Source organism: Methylovorus mays (genome assembly GCF_020531915.1).
GTDB classification, from domain to species: Bacteria; Pseudomonadota; Gammaproteobacteria; order Burkholderiales; family Methylophilaceae; genus Methylovorus; species Methylovorus mays.
Window position 1 is genome coordinate 159,023 of record NZ_JAJAVG010000004.1, and the last position, 19,266, is coordinate 178,288.

At 54.9% G+C, this 19,266-nt stretch carries 21 protein-coding genes; 13 read left to right on the forward strand and 8 right to left on the reverse strand.

Annotated elements, in window-relative coordinates; translation table 11 throughout:
• Positions 1–12: 12 nt before the first annotated feature.
• Complete coding sequence (locus LG203_RS03030; protein ID WP_230344437.1) at positions 13–807, reverse strand: sulfite exporter TauE/SafE family protein; 795 nt, start codon at positions 805–807, stop codon at positions 13–15.
• Between the two features lie 146 nt (positions 808–953).
• Between LG203_RS03030 and LG203_RS03035 the strand changes: the two genes are divergently transcribed.
• Genes LG203_RS03035 through LG203_RS03045 form a run of 3 tightly spaced genes read left to right on the forward strand, consistent with a single transcriptional unit; the run spans position 954 to position 3,911 of the window.
• Positions 954–1,889, forward strand: coding sequence for a CysB family HTH-type transcriptional regulator (locus tag LG203_RS03035; protein ID WP_230344438.1), 936 nt, complete (start codon positions 954–956; stop codon positions 1,887–1,889).
• A gap of 13 nt (positions 1,890–1,902) precedes the next feature.
• On the forward strand, positions 1,903–2,403 hold the full coding sequence (locus tag LG203_RS03040) for a DUF302 domain-containing protein (protein ID WP_230344439.1): 501 nt from the start codon (positions 1,903–1,905) through the stop codon (positions 2,401–2,403).
• 11 nt (positions 2,404–2,414) lie between these two features.
• Entirely contained in the window at positions 2,415–3,911 is a 1,497-nt protein-coding gene (locus tag LG203_RS03045; RefSeq protein ID WP_230344440.1) for a helicase HerA-like domain-containing protein, read from the forward strand.
• A gap of 10 nt (positions 3,912–3,921) precedes the next feature.
• Here the strand turns inward: LG203_RS03045 and LG203_RS03050 are convergent, their stop codons facing one another.
• A complete protein-coding gene (locus LG203_RS03050; RefSeq protein ID WP_230344441.1) occupies positions 3,922–4,542 on the reverse strand; it encodes a DUF4124 domain-containing protein in 621 nt (206 codons plus the stop codon).
• 103 nt (positions 4,543–4,645) lie between these two features.
• Between LG203_RS03050 and LG203_RS03055 the strand changes: the two genes are divergently transcribed.
• Positions 4,646–5,212, forward strand: coding sequence for an IMPACT family protein (locus tag LG203_RS03055; RefSeq protein ID WP_230344442.1), 567 nt, complete (start codon positions 4,646–4,648; stop codon positions 5,210–5,212).
• A 60-nt stretch (positions 5,213–5,272) separates the two neighbouring features.
• On the opposite strand, the gene LG203_RS03060 is transcribed toward LG203_RS03055, so the two are convergent.
• Positions 5,273–5,941: an OmpA family protein gene (locus tag LG203_RS03060; RefSeq protein ID WP_230344443.1), complete on the reverse strand. Its 669-nt coding sequence runs from the start codon at positions 5,939–5,941 to the stop codon at positions 5,273–5,275.
• Here LG203_RS03060 and LG203_RS03065 point away from each other — a divergent pair.
• Positions 5,940–6,095 carry a hypothetical protein gene (locus LG203_RS03065; protein ID WP_230344444.1) on the forward strand — a complete coding sequence of 52 codons (156 nt, stop codon included), beginning with the start codon at positions 5,940–5,942 and terminating at the stop codon, positions 6,093–6,095. The genes LG203_RS03060 and LG203_RS03065 overlap by 2 nt on opposite strands.
• Here the strand turns inward: LG203_RS03065 and LG203_RS03070 are convergent.
• The 4 genes from LG203_RS03070 to LG203_RS03085 are packed head-to-tail and all read right to left on the reverse strand — an operon-like array spanning position 6,088 to position 10,800.
• Entirely contained in the window at positions 6,088–6,894 is an 807-nt protein-coding gene (locus tag LG203_RS03070) for a formylmethanofuran dehydrogenase subunit C (protein WP_230344445.1), read from the reverse strand. The two genes, LG203_RS03065 and LG203_RS03070, sit on opposite strands and share 8 nt — an antisense overlap.
• A complete protein-coding gene (gene fhcD / locus LG203_RS03075) occupies positions 6,891–7,799 on the reverse strand; it encodes a formylmethanofuran--tetrahydromethanopterin N-formyltransferase (protein WP_230344446.1) in 909 nt (302 codons plus the stop codon). Before fhcD ends, LG203_RS03070 begins: the two co-directional genes overlap by 4 nt.
• Complete coding sequence (locus tag LG203_RS03080; protein WP_013442348.1) at positions 7,796–9,475, reverse strand: formylmethanofuran dehydrogenase subunit A; 1,680 nt, start codon at positions 9,473–9,475, stop codon at positions 7,796–7,798. Before LG203_RS03080 ends, fhcD begins: the two co-directional genes overlap by 4 nt.
• Positions 9,476–9,501: 26 nt before the next feature.
• Complete coding sequence (locus LG203_RS03085) at positions 9,502–10,800, reverse strand: formylmethanofuran dehydrogenase subunit B (RefSeq protein ID WP_230344447.1); 1,299 nt, start codon at positions 10,798–10,800, stop codon at positions 9,502–9,504.
• A gap of 351 nt (positions 10,801–11,151) precedes the next feature.
• Here LG203_RS03085 and LG203_RS03090 point away from each other — a divergent pair, with 351 nt between their 5' ends.
• The 6 genes from LG203_RS03090 (at position 11,152) to LG203_RS03115 (ending at position 17,113) form a co-directional block, all read left to right on the forward strand.
• The gene (locus tag LG203_RS03090; protein ID WP_230344448.1) at positions 11,152–12,162 is read left to right on the forward strand and encodes a beta-ribofuranosylaminobenzene 5'-phosphate synthase family protein; all 1,011 of its coding nucleotides are present in this window, start codon (positions 11,152–11,154) and stop codon (positions 12,160–12,162) included.
• A 115-nt stretch (positions 12,163–12,277) separates the two neighbouring features.
• A complete protein-coding gene (locus LG203_RS03095; RefSeq protein WP_230344449.1) occupies positions 12,278–13,189 on the forward strand; it encodes an NAD(P)-dependent methylenetetrahydromethanopterin dehydrogenase in 912 nt (303 codons plus the stop codon).
• Positions 13,190–13,216: 27 nt separating this feature from the next.
• Complete coding sequence (locus LG203_RS03100) at positions 13,217–14,383, forward strand: ATP-grasp domain-containing protein (protein WP_230344450.1); 1,167 nt, start codon at positions 13,217–13,219, stop codon at positions 14,381–14,383.
• Positions 14,346–15,329, forward strand: coding sequence for a methenyltetrahydromethanopterin cyclohydrolase (gene mch / locus LG203_RS03105; RefSeq protein WP_230344451.1), 984 nt, complete (start codon positions 14,346–14,348; stop codon positions 15,327–15,329). The genes LG203_RS03100 and mch overlap by 38 nt, the downstream gene beginning before the upstream one ends.
• 21 nt (positions 15,330–15,350) lie before the next feature.
• A complete protein-coding gene (locus LG203_RS03110) occupies positions 15,351–16,271 on the forward strand; it encodes an ATP-grasp domain-containing protein (protein WP_230344452.1) in 921 nt (306 codons plus the stop codon).
• Complete coding sequence (locus LG203_RS03115) at positions 16,271–17,113, forward strand: triphosphoribosyl-dephospho-CoA synthase (RefSeq protein ID WP_230344453.1); 843 nt, start codon at positions 16,271–16,273, stop codon at positions 17,111–17,113. The genes LG203_RS03110 and LG203_RS03115 overlap by 1 nt, the downstream gene beginning before the upstream one ends.
• 144 nt (positions 17,114–17,257) lie before the next feature.
• On the opposite strand, the gene LG203_RS03120 is transcribed toward LG203_RS03115, so the two are convergent.
• On the reverse strand, positions 17,258–17,437 hold the full coding sequence (locus tag LG203_RS03120; RefSeq protein ID WP_230344454.1) for a hypothetical protein: 180 nt from the start codon (positions 17,435–17,437) through the stop codon (positions 17,258–17,260).
• A gap of 28 nt (positions 17,438–17,465) precedes the next feature.
• On the opposite strand from LG203_RS03120, the gene tal reads away from it, so the two are divergent.
• Positions 17,466–18,419: a transaldolase gene (gene tal / locus LG203_RS03125; protein ID WP_015830182.1), complete on the forward strand. Its 954-nt coding sequence runs from the start codon at positions 17,466–17,468 to the stop codon at positions 18,417–18,419.
• A gap of 181 nt (positions 18,420–18,600) precedes the next feature.
• The gene (hxlA, locus tag LG203_RS03130) at positions 18,601–19,230 is read left to right on the forward strand and encodes a 3-hexulose-6-phosphate synthase (protein WP_013442339.1); all 630 of its coding nucleotides are present in this window, start codon (positions 18,601–18,603) and stop codon (positions 19,228–19,230) included.
• Positions 19,231–19,266 lie beyond the last annotated feature (36 nt).

Consider the following 19,266-nt stretch of genomic DNA (forward strand, 5'->3'; position numbering starts at 1 on the left):
AACGGCTTGCCTTTATGCTAAAACAAATTTTAAACCGATAATCAGCAACAGGGTTGCCAATACTGGGCGTAGTACTTTTTCCGGAATGCGAGCGCTGATGTGGCTGCCTATCCATATACCCGGCAGCGAGCCAATCAACAGGCTGCCCAGCAGGGTAAAATCTACATGCCCCAAGGTCCAGTGGCCAATGCCAGCAACGGCGGTCAGCGGAATGGCATGCGCCAGATCGGTACCCACGACCTTGAGCGTGCTCATCTTGGGGAACAGGAACAAGATGGCGATGGTTCCCAAGGCGCCAGCGCCTACCGATGACAGCGTTACCAGTACCCCTAGAATGGCGCCAGTCAGGATGGTCGCCGGAATCTGCATTTGCTGGAACCGGCCAGTGCTGACCACGACATCTTCAATCTCACGTGTATGCTGGCGCATCAAAATGCTTCTTATCAGCAGCGCACAGGCAGTAAGGATCAACGCAATCCCCAGCGAATAAGTGATCAGGCCGGTGGTTTCCTTGCCTATCGACATTAGATGCTTGATGACATAAATGGTGCCAACCGCGAAAGGCAGGCTACCCATCGATAGCCAACTTACTACTTTCCAGTCGACCGATTTATGCGTGCCATGATGCACCCATACACCACCGGTTTTGGTAATCGCAGCAAATAGCAAATCCGTTCCAACAGCGACTGCGGGTTTGAATCCAAACAGAAATACCAGCAGTGGTGTCATCAGGGAGCCGCCGCCTACGCCCGTGATGCCGACGAGCAAGCCTACGGCAAAACCTGATGCGATGTAACCAAAATCCATAATCTCAATTCGTTATTTTATAAGGGTTTTTTAAAAATCAGCTTTTTCGGAAAAGCTTTTTATTTTAGCAGTAAATCGAGTGCCTATTCATAATATGTTATTCTATGAATATCTGATTTGGTTATAAGGCTGGGGCGGAATACGTCATGAAGCTTCATCAATTGCGCTATGTACATGAGGTTGCCAAACAGGGGATGAACATATCCCAGGCGGCAGAAACCTTGCATACTTCACAGCCAGGTGTCAGCAAGCAAATTCAACTGCTGGAAGAAGAGCTCCAACTGCAGATATTCCTGCGGAATGGCAAGCGCCTGGTCGGCGTGACTGAACCGGGCAAGATTATACTGGACTTGGCCGATCGCGTCATGCGTGAGATGAACAATATCAAACGCGTAGGCGAGGATTTCACCCAGAAACAGGCTGGCACCCTGGTCATTGCCACAACACATACCCAGGCACGCTATCGTTTGCCTGTTGCCGTCAAGGCGTTTACCGAACAATATCCGGACGTCAAGCTCACCATTCATCAGGGCAATCCATCACAAGTGGCCGAGCAGGTGGCCAGTGGGGATGCGGATATAGGGTTTGCCACAGAGGCTATCAGCAAGCAGGAAAAACTGGTGGCCTTGCCTTGCTATGACTGGAACCGTTGTGTGGTTGTGCCTCACGGACATCCGCTGCTTGCCGATGCGCCGCTCACACTCAAGAAAATTGCTCAGTATCCCTTGATTACGTACGACTTTGGTGTGACCGGTGGTTCACTGGTAAGTCAAATCTTTGAAAAAGAACATCTGGCTCCCAATGTTGTGCTGACAGCGATTGATGCGGACGTCATCAAGACCTACGTCGGACTTGGCATGGGGATCGGCTTGATGGCGAGCATGGCATACGACAAGGATAGGGATAGCGGGCTCGCGATGCTGGACGCCAGCCATTTGTTTCCCGTCAGCACTACCTACCTTGGTTTTAGACGCGATACTTTCTTGCGAGGCTATATTTATGGCTTTATTCAATTGCTGGCGCCGCATCTGGACAAAAAAACCGTCAATGCGGCCATTCAATCTGCTAATCACGCGACTTAGTGCTGGGCACGGGATGTGCTGGATTGTTAAGGCGGCGCTGCTGGCTTCGCTGGGCCATGTTTCGCTGGCCTCGGCTGCCAACCCCATGCCGCCCGTCGACCCTGATAATGCGATTTATGAAGTCCCCGTTGAGCCCGGTGTCAGCTATGACGATGTGGTGACCAGTCTCAAGGTGGTCTCTGAAGGCGAGAATTTCGTTAACCCCGCCAATTTTCCGATTGGTGAGCACATGAAAAAGCGTGGACAGGACCCGCATGGCGTGCTGGAAGTCCGCGCCTTCTGCAATCTTGGCCTGGGTGCTGAGATCATGCTGGATCACCCGGAGTTTGTCGTCTTTGCCCCTTGCCGTATTGCCTTATATGAAAAAGCCGGTCACCTGTTCCTGGGCTTGGACCGGCCTACCTTTGACCTGAAAAACATCAAGAATCCAACTCCGCGCGCTCAACATGCCGCACGCGAGCTGGAAGCCACCCTGATCAACATCATTGATAAAGCCCGCAAGGGTGATATTTGAACGAGGAATTCATGAGCACATCGATGCTGATAGCGAAAAGCGAAGAGTTTATTTACCTGCTGCCACGCATGGCCAACCGCCATGGCTTGATTGCCGGTGCAACGGGCACGGGGAAAACCGTCACGTTGCAGAGTCTTGCGGAAGGTTTTTCGCGGCAAGGTGTGCCCGTATTCATGGCGGATGTGAAGGGTGATCTCTCTGGGATGGCCTATGCAGGCGGTAACAATCCAAAAGTGCAGGCGCGTGTCGAGCAGCTGGAGTTGGAAAACTTTGCTCTGGCGGCATGCCCGGTAACCTTCTGGGATGTATTTGGTGCCAAGGGCCACCCGATACGTACCACGGTGGCGGAGATGGGGCCTTTGTTGTTATCGCGCATGATGAACCTTAACGAGGTGCAAAGTGGCGTATTGACGGCCATCTTCAAGATTGCCGATGACCAGGGCTGGCTGTTGCTGGATCTGAAAGACTTGCGTGCCATGATCCAGCACACCTCGGAGCATGCTGCGGAATACACCGCGCAATACGGCAATATCTCCACTGCCAGTGTGGGTGCCATTCAGCGTGCGCTACTGCAGCTTGAGCATGAAGGCGCTGATCAACTGTTCGGGGAGCCTGCGCTCAATCTCGACGATTTCATGCAGACCGATGCCCAAGGGCGCGGTGTGATCAATATTCTGGCCGCCGATACGCTCTACAACTCACCGCGTGTCTATGCCACTTTGCTGCTGTGGCTGCTGTCCGAGCTGTTTGAAAAGTTGCCGGAAGTTGGTGATCTGGACAAGCCCAAACTGGTGTTTTTCTTTGATGAAGCGCATTTGCTGTTTAATGAAGCCCCCAGTGCGCTGATGTACAAGATTGAGCAGGTCGTGCGACTGATCCGCTCCAAAGGCGTGGGGGTGTATTTTGTCAGCCAGAACCCGCTGGATATCCCGGATGTGGTGCTGGGGCAGCTAGGTAACCGGGTGCAGCATGCACTGCGCGCGTTTACGCCGCGCGATCAAAAAGCCGTCAAGGCGGCGGCTGAGACGTTTCGTGCCAATCCAGGGGTGGATGTTTCCCGGGTGATTACCGAGCTGGGAGTGGGGGAGGCGCTGGTTTCATTATTGGATGAAAAAGGCAGTCCCACTCCGGTAGAGCGCGCGTTTATTTGTCCGCCAGGCAGCCGTATTGGGCCAGCGACGGATGCGGAGCGCGACGCCATTATCAAGGCCTCGCTCTTGTATGGGCATTATGAAAAAAGCGTGGACCGGCTATCCGCATATGAAGTCTTGAAGGGAAGGGCCGCCGCTTCCGAAGAAACGCCGAAGGAAGCCGAGCGTGGCGGGTTTGACTGGGGGGATCTGTTTGGTGGAGATGCACCAGCTACCAGTAAAAAACCTTCAGGCCGGCAGCCCGACGGTATTTTGGAAACCGTGACCAAAACCGCCGCCCGTACCATAGGTGCCGAGCTGGGCCGGCAGATCATCCGTGGTGTGCTGGGCTCCTTGCTGGGCAATAAACGCAAGTAAGTCGGTGGGGTTAGTTGGCGCGACCGCCCATGGGGCTGACTGTTGCGCCCCCAGGCTGGGTATTACCCTGCGTGTAAGGAAAGCCAAAGCCGGGTCTGTATAAATTGCGAGTCCGCTGGCTGTAAGTAGGTTCGACATCGGACGTGCCACATGCGGCTTGCACAGCACTGATTTTCTTGTCCAGCGCTTCCGGATCACCTGCAGCGCTATCGCTTGCTTCATAAGCCGCCTGCAGGCTTTTGCGGGCGGCGATACATTCGCTGGATGTGCTTTTGTCCGCCACCTGGGCCTTGCCGCTATCATTGTTGCGCAATTTGGCTTGCCGGATCAGTTCACGTTGCTCTGCTGTAATCGCGAGCCGTTCAGCCTTGGCGATATCGTTAGCGGCCAGAGCCGCTTTTACCGCATCATCCAGTTGCTGGACATAGCGATTCTTGTCGGTACTGGTAGCACCTTCTTGCGTGGGTGTCGGGTCAGCCTGAATATCCAGCTTGGTTTGACCGGATTTGGAAGCGCAGGGTGTATCCGAGTACACCACGCCCTGACTGCTTTCGCATTTATATACCTGCGCCATGGCTGGCGTTGCTATCGCCAGCAGAGCCAGGCTGAACAAGCATGCGGCATTTTTCATAAACACGTTTCTTCCCATTTGGTTTTGTTATGACCGCCGCAGAGTGCGATAATTCGCCGTCGGGTAGCCACTGCCACTTCATTTTTAGATCAGGCATTTTGATTTGCAAAGAATTTTAACATCGGCCCACGCCGAGCAGACCATAAATAAATCGCGCTTCATTGCGGCTGTCGATTATTGCGAAAACGAGCGCGCGGTTGCGGCGGCATTGCGCAAGCTGGCATCGCAGCATCAGGGTGCCTCCCATCTGGCCTATGCCTTTCGCCTGAAAACCGAGCAAGGCATTGTGCAGCGCTTCAGCGATGCCGGGGAGCCTTCGGGCACAGCGGGCAAGCCCATTCTGCAGTTCCTCGAAGGGCGCGATCTCATCAACGTCTGCGTGGGCGTGATTCGTTATTACGGCGGTATCAATCTAGGGACTGGTGGTTTGGCCCGTGCTTATGGCGGTACCGCCAAGATGGCGCTGGAAGCCGCCCGTACCGGGCCCTATGTTGAAATGCGACAGTATCGTCTGCAACTCAACTACAACAAGCTGGATCAGTTTGTGCGGGAGTTACAGCAACGGCATGGCGAGGTGCGGGACAAGCAATTTGGTGAATATGTGCAGCTTGAGATTTCGCTGCCATTGTCGGAAGAAGAGTGGCTGATCGGGCGTTACGGCACGCCGTGAGTTTGCTGCGATAAGACATTGCCAGGAGAGTTCATCGCCTGGCAATGCGCGATTGCAAAGTTATTGTGGAGTTGCGGCGGAGGCTTCTGGCTCAGCCACAAAGATCTCGACACGGCGATTCTTGGCACGATTGGCATCGCTGTTGTTTTCTACCAAAGGCTCATGCGAGCCACGGCCTTCAGTGGTGAATCGGCTGGAGGCAACGCCGCGCGTGACCAGGTAATCGCGTGCATGGTTAGCGCGGTTGAGAGATAAGGGATTATTCACCGCATCTGTGCCTGTATTGTCGGTATGGCCGACAATCGTCACCTTGGTGGCAGGGTTGGCGACCAGGCTCTGGGCAAAACTATCCAGCACCGGACGGAAGTTGGGCTTGATATCCGACTTGCCGCTATCAAATGAAATGTCGCTTGGGATATCCAGCTTCAGGCGATTATCCGCGGTCTGGCTGACTTGCACGCCCGTCCCAGCTGTGGCTTGCTCCATCTGTTGTTTCTGCTCTTCCATGCGGCGCGACCAGACGTTACCGCCAATCGCACCTGCGCCTGCGCCTACGGCTGCACCAATGGCTGCTCCTTTGCTACCGCCTGCCAATGCACCCACCACCGCCCCGACTCCGGCCCCTATGCCTGCGCCTTTTGCTGTGCCTTTCTGGGTTTCGGTCATGTTGGCACAGCCGGACATCATCAATGCCAGCAATAGAGAGGAGGTAATCAGGGGAGATTTCATGGTGGTATTCTTTCTCGGGGTTAAGGATATGTATTGGGCAGATGAGCTTGAGCGAAGTTCTGCCGGACGGGATAAATTAAAAGCGGGATCCGGCAATAAAAAACCCGACATCAGCAAACTGTGCCGGGTTTTTGGGTTTGTCAGTGTTATTTGAAGACGAGGATCTCACCTTTGCCGTCATTGGCAATATCGCCCGCGTAACGTTGCACACGATTGCGATTAACGGCGGCGAACTTGGTGGGCAGGTCACGGAAGGATTTGAACATCAGGCTCAGGAAGGGCAGGGTATGCGAACCACAATCCTGAATGGTGGCATGCAGCTTGGGTGCATTGTTCAGCAGCACCGTGCCGCGGCGCATGCCATAGGCCAGATATTCGCCAGTGGTGCCCATGACGCCAATGGTGCCCGCGATCATGCGCGAGGCGCAGTAGCTGCCAACATTGCCTTCGATCAGCACCAGGCCGCGACGCATCTGGTCGCCTGCGCGCTCACCGGCATTGCCGGTAATGATGACGGTGCCACCTTTCATGCCACGGCGCTCGCCGATAATGGCCGAGGCCAGGAAGTCACCGACATTGCCATGCACATGCAACAAACCACCCGCCATGCCGCTGGCAGCAAAGTCGCCCGCATTGCCATGCAGCACGATTTCGCCTTTCCGCAGCTTGAATGCCAGATAGGAGCCGACATTGCCGTGCACGGTAATGCGACCGCTACGCATGCCATGCCCAATGTAGTCCAGGCGATCGGTGGCATTTTTAATGACGATATCGCTGGCATCGTCCCCGGAAATATCAAACAGGGTGTCAACGCGTGGTTTGTCATGGCCGCTGGGTAGTTCGATCGCGGCGATGTCTGCCAACGATTTGTCCGCGAGCGCATCTGGCGTCAGCGCGCTCAGGTCCACGCGCTGCTGCGGGGCCGTTTTCAGGGTAAAGGTAAGAGCGCTCATGCGTAGTCTCCGCTCATGATTTCGCGTAGTTTGAAGAGGAATGGCCCCAGCTTGCCGCCGTAATTGCCGGCAGAGATACGCTTGATGCCATTGGCGGCACCCAGCTCACAGGCAGCGGCGATCCCCACCTTCATAGCCTTGTTGATGTCGTCGGCGGTCAGGCCGTCAATCACGATTTCCATCACCGACTCGATTTCCGGTGAAAGCTCGGTCTTGGTAATGCCTTTGAGGGTAGGGCAGAAGGCGTCGTTGGTGGAGGCAATCAGGCTCTTGTATTTGGAGCCCACCTTGGAGCCAGAGCGCACCACGCCACCGGGGAAGGGCATGATGACGTTCGGGATTTTTTTCATGGCTTCAATCGCCGCTTCGCAGGCGGCCAGGGCCTGTGGTTGCGATTCTGCCAGGATCAGGAAGTTGCCACCGCCCACGGCACGCACCATGCCGGTGGTTTCTTCGGTCATGAATTCACCATCCATCACCGGCACACGCCAGTAGCGCTTGCCGCCAAAGACCTTGGAGGTCTGGAAGCCATCGCCAAAAAAGCGCAGGTTTTTGCCGAGATTGATGCGGTCACCGCCTTCCAGGCCGGAGAATGCAGCGGCAGTGGGGCAGGTCAGTACACATTGCCCCATGCGGGTTTCCAGCTGTTTCATCAGCACGGCGCTCCCCATGGCAAACATCAGGATGGAGACACCTGGGCGGCCATCTGGCGTTTCCTCGGGTGCAAGCTCGCGCTCAATGCCGGCTTCCACGCCACAGGCAATCACCGAGGTGGCAAAACCGGTCATGGCTTGCGCGGCGTTGTATGCCCATTTCAGATTCTGGGCGGTAATGATGACGCGAGTTCCGCGCATGCCGAAGGCTTCGGCAAAGGTATCGTCTATCGATACTCCATTGATAATCATGCAGTTTTCTCCCGTCTGCCCTTGCATTCCTGAACGATGACACGGCTATGGCCGCCCTCGCTGATTTCATCGGCCGACACTTTGAAGTGTTCCATATTCATGGTGTGGTAAGTGTCGAAATACTTTTTCAGGTCTTTTTCGATACCGGCGCGATCAAATTCCGGCTTGACCGTGTGCGTGCTGCCCCAGGTAACCTTAACCACTTCACCATTGCGCACCACCAGTTCGCCATCCTTGAACACATAGTCTGGCTTGGCAAACATGGCTTCGCGGTCAGGGTTGTCGGTGTAGACGGTAATGTCGGCACCGGCACCCACGCCCAGATGGCCGCGATCATGCAGGCCGACCAGACGCGCAGCGCCGGCACGGGTCATGATGGCGATTTCATACAGGCTGTATTCGCGCTCGATGCTGTTCAAGGTGCTCATGGCCTGCGCATCCAGGTTCAGCTTGGTGAACATGTCATTGCGGAAGCTCTTGTCCATCAGCAGCTTGATCAGGTGTGGGTAGCTGGTGAATGGCGCGCCATTCGGGTGGTCGGTCGTCAGGAAAATGCGCCATGGGTCTTCGGTCAGCAGGAAGATTTCCAGGCCGATCGCCCATTGCAGGGCATTCACGAAATTCTGATCCTTGTACTTGAAGGGCACCACACCGCAGCCCGCATCGCATTCGATATCCATGATCACCGACTTCTTGGGGCTGGCATGGCTGGCATTGGCAAACTGGCGCATATTGTCGCCAGAGGCGGTGACGGTCTGGCCAAACAGAATCTGGCCGACGTCCGCGGAGACGTTCTTGTGCTTGTTCAATGCTTCGGCAATGGCTGCCGCGCCGGACGAAAACTTGCGATCGCCTTCGGTGCCGTAGCTGTGGAACTGGATGTGCGTGAGGTGAACCGGGAAGCCTTCCACCGCGCCCATGGTCTTCAGTGTGGTTTCCACATTGCCCGGTACGCCCAGGTTGTTGCCATGCACATGCAGTGGGTGAGGCACACCCAGCTCATGCACGGCGCGGCTCAGTGCCTTCAGCACTTCACGCGGGGAAATCTGATAGTGGGCATGTTGCTCATCCAGATCCAGCGCACGCTGATTGAACTTGAACGCGCTGATGCCACCGGGATTCACGACCTTGATGCCAATCGCCTGGCTGGCGTGCATGATCCACGCCACGTAATCGTTGATGGCATTCTGGTCCTGTTTGGCCGCCAGCATGCGCAGGAAGAAGTCATCGCTGCCTATCATGGCGTAGCCGCCCTTGTCGATAATCGGCGTGTCGCACATTTCAAGGTGGGATTGACGCGCATTGACGGGCAGCAAGGCCGGTTCGAAACCGGCGGTGTAGCCCATTTCGGCATAACGATAGCCGGTGGTCAGTGTGGAAGGTGCCGCATGGCCACAGCCTGAGCGGCAGAATTCGGTATGCACGGTGGGATCAATGCGGTGATCTTCAGGCAACATCGTGCGGGCGATGTTCACCTTGCCGCCGCCGATGTGCGTATGCATGTCAATGGCGCCTGCCATGACCACCTTGCCACGCAAATCGTATTCCTGACTCACGGGTTCGCCATCTCTTGGGCGTTCCACAATGCGGCCGTCACGCACATAAATGTCCATGACCTTGCCATCAATCTGATGTGCGGGGTCGTAGACCGTGCCTCCGGTAAGTTTAATCAACATAGCGTATTCCTTAAGTCAGATGCGGCCTAAAGGCCGGCTTCGATAGCAGAGAGAACGTCGCCCAGGGTGGGCAGGTCGGTCGCACGCAATTGTTTGAGTGGCAGTGCCACCGAGCTGTCGCTGCGGAATTGAATGCCTTTAGTTTCAATGCCAGGTACCGCTACCGGAATAAAGATGTCCGGTTCGCTCTCAAGCTCCAGATTGGGGTGGCCAATCACGATATTCGGAATCTTGCTGGACGGAGGTAGCCGCGCTGGATTGAAACTACTGATCCATACCATGGCATCTACCTGACCTTCAGCCAGCAGGCGGTCGGTTGCATAGTGATGCGGTTCGTAATCCGGGTAGTCGTTGCGATAGGACATGCGGAATGGGTAGCCGCTGATCCAGGAGCTGGTGTTATATGCGCCTACGTCGCCTTCGCTGCCACTCAGTGGAAGACCGGAGGAGCGGGTCGTGGCGTTCAGTTTGTCGACAATGCCGACGATGTTCTGGATAGCCAGTTCGGCATGTGGGAAGTCGAGGGCGCTGGCGGTCCAGGCGACCACGCTGTATTTGGCCGCCTGCAAGCGCTCGGCCAGCTTGGCAAGGTCACTCACCTGTATACCGGCGACTTCTGTCGCGATGACTTTCTTGCCCAGCAGAATCGCGCGCAGTACGCCCAATACTTCGGGTAGTTGGGCTACATCGCAGGGCAGTACAGTGGGCTGTACGCCTTTGGGTGATACGCCATGGCTGGTATCCAGGTCGCGGCCACCCAGGTAGACCACTTCGCGGCTGGAGGTGTCCTGCCCAAACATGGTTTCCGGATTCCAGATGTTGCGCTCAAAAAAGCGTGAGAAGTAGCTGACGATATCCGTGCCGACGACCAGCAGCAGGTCTACACGGTTTTTCACTTCCGTGAGCGTGGTGATCTGCCAGCCCGAGTTTTGCATCACCAGCAGATTGCGCATGGAGCTTTTGCCATTCATGTGGTCTATGGTCGCGCCTGATTTCTCGGCCAGATTCATGACAGCACGCATGCCCTGAATGTCGGTACCCAAACCGCTCAGCAGGGGATGCTTGGCTCCGCCCAGGATTTCGGTGGCTTTGGCAATCGCTGCTTGCAGATCGCTCGGCTTGCCCGCAATGCGAGGCTGTGTTGTTTTTGGGGTGTACTGGAAGAACTTGACGCCCTTGGCACATGGGTTTTTGATGACTTTCAGTGCACCATCTGCTCGGCGTTCCACGCTGAGATCGTCGCACAGCAGACCGCAGGCGGGACAGGTGACGGCTTCAATGGTACCGGGGCTGGATAGATCGATTGCTTGAGAGAGATGCTCCATGCGAAACCTTATCGTGTAAGCGGGTACCGGAGTGCCCTAATGATGATTCCCTGTTATTTTTAGTGTGCGCTCGGGAGTAACGGCTGCGCATCTATTGAATCTCGGCTGAATCACGGCCTTGAGCGGCCTTGATCCTGCTAACTGCAAGGATTATGCAGCTTAACAAAAGCCAGCGTCAAGATTGAGTTTGCTTGGCATTGCGCGTGCTTTGGCTGGCTGATCAGGATTAATTCTCATCTACGCGCTGACCTGGTCTTGCCGGGTGGTGGAGATTGTCTTTTTCGGGATATAAAAAACCGTCATGCTGGGCTACAATAAGCCGCTTTTGCAGCCCCCAACAAGCGATTAACGATGTCTAGCGGTTATACCCATCCCTCAGTCAACACGCCCTCTGGCATTGCCAGTGTGCATGTAAAAACCTGTGCCAGGTTACACATGGGTTTTTTTGATCTGAATGGAGACCTGGGGCGTCGCTTTGGCAGTTTGGGCGTCTCGCTGGATAAACCCTGCACCAGCCTGGCTGCTTATCCCGCCGCCGCCATCACGGCAGAGGGGCCCGGTGCCAAGCGTGCATTGAAAACCGCACAACGCATCGCCGATGTCCTCAATCTACAGGCCGGTGTGCGCATCGTGCTTTCTGAAGCTATTCCCGAACATGCCGGACTGGGGTCCGGCACCCAGATGTCTCTGGCGGTAGGTATTGCCATTAGCCGACTTTATGGCCTTAATCTCAGTTTGCGCGATATCGCCGTGCTTACGGCCCGTGGTGCCCGTTCGGGGATCGGCCTTGGTACATTTGCCACAGGCGGCGTCATCGTGGATGGTGGTCGCAGCAGTGAGACCGATGTGCCGCCGGTGATTGCCCATGCGGACTTTCCTGAGCAATGGCGCATTCTGTTGATATTTGATCATGGACGTACCGGTGTGCATGGCACCCAGGAAATCGAAGCATTCCGCGAGTTGCCTCAATTCCCGGCGCAGAGTGCCGCAGAGCTATGCCGCTATGTGCTGATGCAGGCGTTACCAGCGCTGGCCGAGCATGATTTGCCTGCCTTTGGCCGCGCTATACGTGAGCTGCAGGAGCGTACAGGGGATCATTTTGCGCCAGCCCAGGGTGGTCGCTATGCCAGCCCCAGAGTGGCACAAATACTGGATTTTCTGACGGCACAGGGAGTGTCATGCCTGGGACAAAGCTCATGGGGGCCTACAGGTTTTGCAGTTTTTGCCGATGTTGAAGATGCGAAGCGTATGCTGGAAGCGTTACAATCCCGATATACTGATGAGCAAGGCATCGAATTCCTGCTGTGCAAGGGCGGCAACGCCGGTGCTGAAATAAGCGTAATTCAGGAACTTCAGGCTTAAAAAAAGAATTAAAGACTTTTTATGCGAGTAGTGCAGTTTCAAGTAGTTAAGCAGTGAGCGGGCTGGTAACAGCCTGAAATTTAAAAACAGAACCACCTTTGCGAGGGCAAGCGACATGGAAGGGACCAAAGTGGAAAAGCCGTACGTATTACATTTTATTACACCAGCTAAAAATGCCAGCCCGTTTGACGTCAATATGGCGTATGACGCTGGTTACGATGCCATCGCGCAATATACCAATGTACAACTGAGTGAAGTGACCGGCCTCGTGCAGGATGCCATTTTTTCGCGCGGCCCTCGTGGCGTATGGCGCACCGGCATGTTGATTGGTGGCCGTGATGTTGACCTGGCCATGGATATGCTGGAAACAGCCAAGAAGTCCATGGTGCCACCATTCGAAATTTCCGTATTTGCTGATCCTTCCGGCGCATTCACGACCTCCGCTGCCATGATGGCACGCGTTGAGCAGCTGTTGACCAAGTATTACGGCGGTACGCTGCAAGGCCGCAAGGTCAGCATTTTCGGCGCAACCGGCCCAGTGGGTGGTTGTACCGCCGTGATTGCATCCAAGTATGGTGCAACCGTTGAAATGGTAGCCCACCGCGCGTTGTCCGATGTGGTGGAAAAGGCCGAAGCCTATAACAAGCGTTACGGTACCAATATCCAGTGTGTGGATGGCAGCACCGATGAGCTGAAGACCAAGATTCTGGCTACCAGCGATGTTGCCCTGTGCTGTGCTGCCGCTGGCGTGCGCGTACTTACCATTGATCAGATGAAGACTTCCAAGACACTGAAGGTCGTAGCGGACGTGAACGCCGTACCACCTACCGGTGCTGAAGGCGTGGGCGTCATGGCCGACGGTGTGCTGATTGAAGGCACGCAAATCTACGGTATCGGTGCCCTGGCGATCGGTAACATCAAGTACCAAACCCAGCAACGTCTGTTCAAGAAAATGCTGGAAGGCCAGAGCCATGTGTACATCGATTTCATTACCGCCTTTGAACTGGCGCGTAAAGATCTCGTATAGGTAGCTCTGAAACACCAGATTGCCATAGTGGCGGCGAGTGCCCGCCCTTATGTCGCAGCAGCATCGGCAGCGGGGTATCACGTACTCGCTGCCGATGTTTTTGGTGATGAGGAAACGCACGCAGCCAGTGCGGCCTTGCTGGTGTTGCCATATCGCGATGGTGGGTTTACCGAGGATGCGATACGCCATACCTTGATCCCAGCGCTGTCTTTGCATCAGGTTCAGTATCTGCTGTATGGCAGTGGCTTTGAAACCAATCCATCCTTGCTCGACCTTCTTTCCCAGCATATATCCATACTCGGGAATAAGGTGTCTACCATTTTGCGCTGCAAGTCCCCCCAGGATTTTTACGCCAGCTGTCTTGCCCTCGATATTCCCGTACCTGATACCCGGTTTGCGCTTGATTCACTCATGGATGAGTCACCAGGTAGATGGTTATGCAAACGCGCAGGGCACGCCGGTGGCATGCATGTCACGCCTTTGTTTGCGGACATGCCCGAGCCTGAGGCTGATGTCTATTTTCAGCGGAAGGTCGCAGGTCAGCCAGTCTCGCTGCTTTTTCTGGCGCACGGGGGCAATGTGCATATTGTCGGCTTTCAGCGGCAGCTGGTGTGTCCGCATGGCAACCTGCCATACCGCTATGCCGGGCTGGTAGGGCCCCTGATATTGGCGTCTGGCGTACAAGATGCGCTTGTACAGGCGGCCAGTCGATTGACCAGGCATTATGGTTTGCGAGGGCTCAATAGCCTGGATGCGATCATGGTGGAGGATGCGATTTTTGTGCTGGAAATAAACCCACGCTTGAGTGCGAGCCTGGCGCTTTATGAGCATCAGGCGCAGTGGTTGCGAGCGCATGTGGCGACATGTCTGGGGGAGCCGCAAGTGAATATTCCAGCCGCGGCGCCATCTGGGGTGGGACAGGTGAGGGCGAATCTGGTATGTTATTCCCCCATTGACGTTGAGGTGCCGGCGGGCTTTGCATGGCCTTCGTGGGTGGTTGACCGGCCGCCTGCGGGCACGCGCATTCAGCAGCACATGCCGCTCTGTACCATCGTGGCAACAGCAGGGAATGACCGGGAAGTAGAACACTTGGCGCGCCAGCGCGCGCAAGCATTGAATGAAGCAATAAATAATATCGAACCATCAGGAGAATCACATGAGTCAAGCAGCTTTGGATGTCAGGCGTTGGCCTAGCGTTAACAAACTCACCGCGCCTTTGGTGCAATACATTCTGGATAACGCCGATGCTCTGCGTGTCGGCGTTGAGAAGCATGCGACAGGCGCAACCATTGTCGATGCTGGCATCAAATCGCCAGGTGGTCTGGAAGCTGGTCGCCTGATTGCCGAAATCTGTATGGGCGGCCTGGGCCATGTCAGCCTGCATAACTCAGCCACGTTTGCCCATTGGCCCTGGATGTTGTCCGTGCATTCCAACAACCCCATCCTGTCCTGTCTGGGGAGCCAATACGCAGGTTGGAGCCTCTCCCATGAGAAATTCTTCTCTTTGGGTTCAGGCCCTGGCCGTGCATTGGCTGGCCGTGAAGAGCTTTACAAGGAGCTTGGCTACCAGGACAAGTTTGACTCCGCATGTCTGGTATTGGAAAGCGACAAGGCTCCACCAACCGAAGTCATTGAAAAGGTCGCCCGCGATACCGGGGTTGCTGCAGACAAGCTGACGTTTATCCTGACACCTACCCGCAGCCTGGCTGGTACCGTGCAAATTGTTGCCCGCGTGCTGGAAGTCGCCATGCACAAGATTCATACGCTGCATTTCCCGCTGGATCACGTCGTGGATGGCATGGCGAGTGCACCAGTGCCGCCACCCGCCCCTGATTTCCTCATCGGCATGGGCCGCACCAATGACGCCATCTTGTTTGGCGGTCATGCGCACATCTTCGTAAAGGGCAGCGATGAAGCGGCCGCCAAGCTGGCGCAAGATCTGCCAAGCAGTTCTTCACGCGATTACGGTCGTCCGTTTGCCGAAGTGTTCAAGAGCGTGAACATGGACTTCTACAAGATCGATCCTATGCTGTTCAGCCCGGCGGCTGTCACGGTAACGGCTGTCGATTCCGGCAAGAGTTTTGTTGGTGGAAAGCTGGATCAAGCCTTGCTCGATCAGTCCTTCGGCTATCCTGCTTAATCGTATTGACGGGTGTTACTTTTGAATCCGCGCATCCCGGTATTTACCGATGATCCGGGCTGGCATGGCAAACGCTTGCGTGAAGCGTTTGCTGCGCGTGGTCTGGAGGCCGTGTTTGTTTCCTTGAAGGATTGCCGACTGGATATCACCCAAGGCCATGCTGGTGTGGTGATTCCAGGTTTTGATCGCTTGCCCGATTGCGCATTTGTGCGTGGCGTGCCTGGGGGTACGCTGCAACAGGTCATCGTACGGCTGGATGTATTGCACGCTCTGCAAATGCTGGGTGTACGCGTCTATAACGATGGCCGTGCCGTCGAGCGGACGGTAGATAAAGCCATGACCAGCTTTCTGCTGCATCGGTATCAGGTGGCCACCCCGGCGACCTGGGTGTGCGAGTCGAGGGCACAAGCCCATGACATCATCAACCGTGAGCTTGCAGCAGGCCATCATCTGGTGATCAAGCCTCTGTTTGGCTCGCAGGGCATGGGGGTACGCAAACTGGTGCCTGGATCATCGCTCCCGGTGCCCATGGATGAGCATGTCGACGGTCTTTATTATTTGCAGCGCTATATTGATAGCGGGGAAGGGCGCTGGCATGACCATCGCGTTTTTGTCATTAATGGCAAAGCCATCGGCGCCATGGTGCGCCACGGTGCCAGCTGGGTAAACAATGTTGCCCAGGGCGGGCGATGTGAAGTGTTGCCGCATACCGGCGAAATCGCTGAGCTTGCCGAGGCTGCAGCCCGTGCAGTCGATATTGATTACTGTGGGGTCGATATTATCCGTGATCGTCATGGCAAGCTCTTTGTGCTGGAAGTGAACAGCATCCCGGCCTGGAAGGGTTTGCAAGGGGTGGTTGAATTGAATGTGGCCGAAGCGTTGGTGGATGATCTGCTGGAAAAACTGGCAACAGAGCCTCAATTAAGCTTGGCAAGTTCCTAATGGCCATCTCAGCGAGTGAGTTGGCAGGCCTGTATAAAGAGGCGTGTCTGGCCGAGTTAAGCGCGTTGAAACCGGGCAATGTGCATATTTTTGCGGATGGGCATGGCATGGTCGTGCAGGACTTCATTGCCAGTGCGGAGGCCTCCGCCCAGCCCTTGTGTGAGCCAGGGTTGACCGTGGGGAAGCGCATACAGCAGGCGATTCAAGCTACCTGGTCTGCCGTTAACTGCAACACCAATCTTGGCATTATTCTCCTTGCTGCACCTCTGGTTCAGGCTTCGCTAGAGAACGACTTGCCCTTGAACAAGCAGGTTTTAAATCAGACCTTGCATCGGTTGACAGTGGACGATGCCAGGTTTGCCTATGCGGCCATCTTGCAGGCTTCGCCAGCAGGGCTGGGGAGCAGCGACCAGCATGATGTGCACGAGGCGCCAGACGTGACATTGCTACAGGCCATGGAGCAGGCGCAATCTTACGATCTGGTGGCGCGCCAATATGCCAATGGATATCAGGAAGTTTTACAGTTCGGGCTTGCCCGCTACCATGCGGCCATGGCCCAATGGCAACGGGAAGCCTGGGCGGTAAGCGCTGCTTACCTTGGCTTTCTCGCCCGTTATCCTGACAGTCATATAGCAAGAAAATATGGGGCAGCAGCAGCCGAGCGCGTCATGCAGCAAGCGCTGGTGCATGAGCAAAACCTGATGACGAGTGATAATCCCAAAACCTACCAGCGTTCTCTCATGACCTTTGATCATGAGTTGAAGGCGGCAAAACTCAATCCGGGCACCACGGCCGATCTTACCGTGGCCACCGTGCTGGCGGCTGCATTGTTCAAGTCCTGAGCCGGGCCGGGGAGCAGAACTTATATGTAGTAATTGGCAGAATTCGGTTATACTTGGGCATTAACGCATGGGTCGGCTGGATGCTTGTTTCCCTCGCTCATGCTGTGTCAGGCATGTCCGTGCCATGGGCTACAAGCCCTGTATTCACTCTCGAATACCGACGGACACGACAAACCCCGTCGTTTCTGCACCTGAATAGCCACTGAACTCAATGCCGCGGCAACCATCTGCCGGTGGCATTATATTTTTCTGATGTTCCTGATAAAGGCCAGCGCAGCTGGCGTACAGGACGCGAATTGTTAAGTTGTATTGTTTGGTTTGCATTATTGAATTCATTTAAAGGAGGAGCAGTATGGCTAATTTGTTAGAGCAGTTGAAAGAGATGACCACTATCGTTGCCGACACCGGCGACGTTGAAGCGATCAAGAGTGTTAAGCCTGTTGATGCCACGACCAACCCATCCCTGCTGCTCAAGGCAAGTACTTTGCCTCAATACGCCCACCTGATTGACGATGCAATTGCTTACGCAAAAGCACAAGGTGGCAGCAAGGAAGCACAAATTGAAAACGCAGCCGACAAGCTGGCTGTGCTGATCGGTATTGAAATTTCCAAGGTTGTTCCTGGCCGTATCTCCACCGAAGTGGATGCACGCCTGTCCTTCAACATCGACAAGATGGTGGCCAAGGGCCGTAAGCTGATGAAGCTGTATGAAGAAGCTGGTGTAGGCAAGGATCGCGTTCTGATCAAGCTGGCATCTACCTGGGAAGGCATCAAGGCTGGTGAAATCCTGGAAAAAGAAGGCATCAACTGTAACCTGACCCTGCTGTTCGGTTTCGGTCAAGCCCGTGCCTGCGCTGAAGCTGGCGTATTCCTGATTTCTCCATTCGTTGGTCGTATCCTTGACTGGTACAAAGCCAAGAACCCAGGCACTGAGTACACTCAGGAAACTGACCCAGGTGTTGTGTCCGTACGTGCGATCTACGCTTACTACAAAGAACACGGTTACAAAACCGTTGTGATGGGTGCTTCGTTCCGTAACACTGGCGAGCTGATTGCGCTGGCTGGTTGCGACCGTTTGACCGTTTCGCCTAACCTGCTGCAAGATCTGGCAGCGACTGAAGGTACCTTGACTCGCGTTCTGAGCGACAACGGCGCCAAGTCCACCCCACCAGCCAAGATGACCGAAGAAGAGTTCCGTTTCGCTCTGAACGAAGATCCAATGGCCACTGAAAAGCTGGCTGAAGGTATCCGTGGTTTCGTGGTAGACCAAAACAAGCTGGAAAAAGCACTGGCTGAAAAGCTGTAATATTGCTGACTTGAATAGCGCTAATAATCAATTTATTAGCGCTATTCACTTTATTCAAGTAGTACATAAGTGCTATTGGATTTACCTAGCTTAACGTTGACATCAACTTTGATTCCAACTTAAGATAGTTTTTCTAAAAATTAAGCACTTAATTTTTTAAACCAACTGGAGGAAGTACATCGTGGCATTAACTCAAATGGCATTAGACTCACTGGATTTTGACGCAACCGTAGCTCTGGCTACCACTGTTGCTCCACACGTGGACATCCTGGAAATCGGTACCCCATGCATCAAGCACAACGGTATCAAGCTGCTGGAAACTCTGCGCGCTAAGTTCCCAAACAACAAGATCCTGGTTGACCTGAAGACCATGGACGCTGGCTTCTACGAAGCTGAGCCTTTCTACAAGGCTGGCGCTGACATCTGCACCGTTCTGGGTACTGCTGACCTGGGCACCATCAAGGGTGTAATTGACGCTGCTAACAAGTACGGCAAAGAAGCTCAAATCGACCTGATCAACGTTGCTGACAAAGCTGCTCGCACTCAAGAAGCTGCTAAGCTGGGCGCGCACATCATCGGCGTACACACTGGTCTGGACCAACAAGCTGCTGGTCAAACCCCATTCGCTGACCTGGCTTTGGTAGCTGGTCTGAACCTGGGTGTTAAGATCTCTGTTGCTGGTGGTGTTAAGGCTGCTACCGTTAAGCAAGTTAAAGACGCTGGTGCTACCATCATCGTTGCTGGCGCTGCTATCTACGGTGCTGCTGATCCTGCTGCTTCTGCTGCTGAGATCACTTCGCTGGCTCACTAAGCATCAAATTCCAGGGATTAAACCCATCTAGGAATT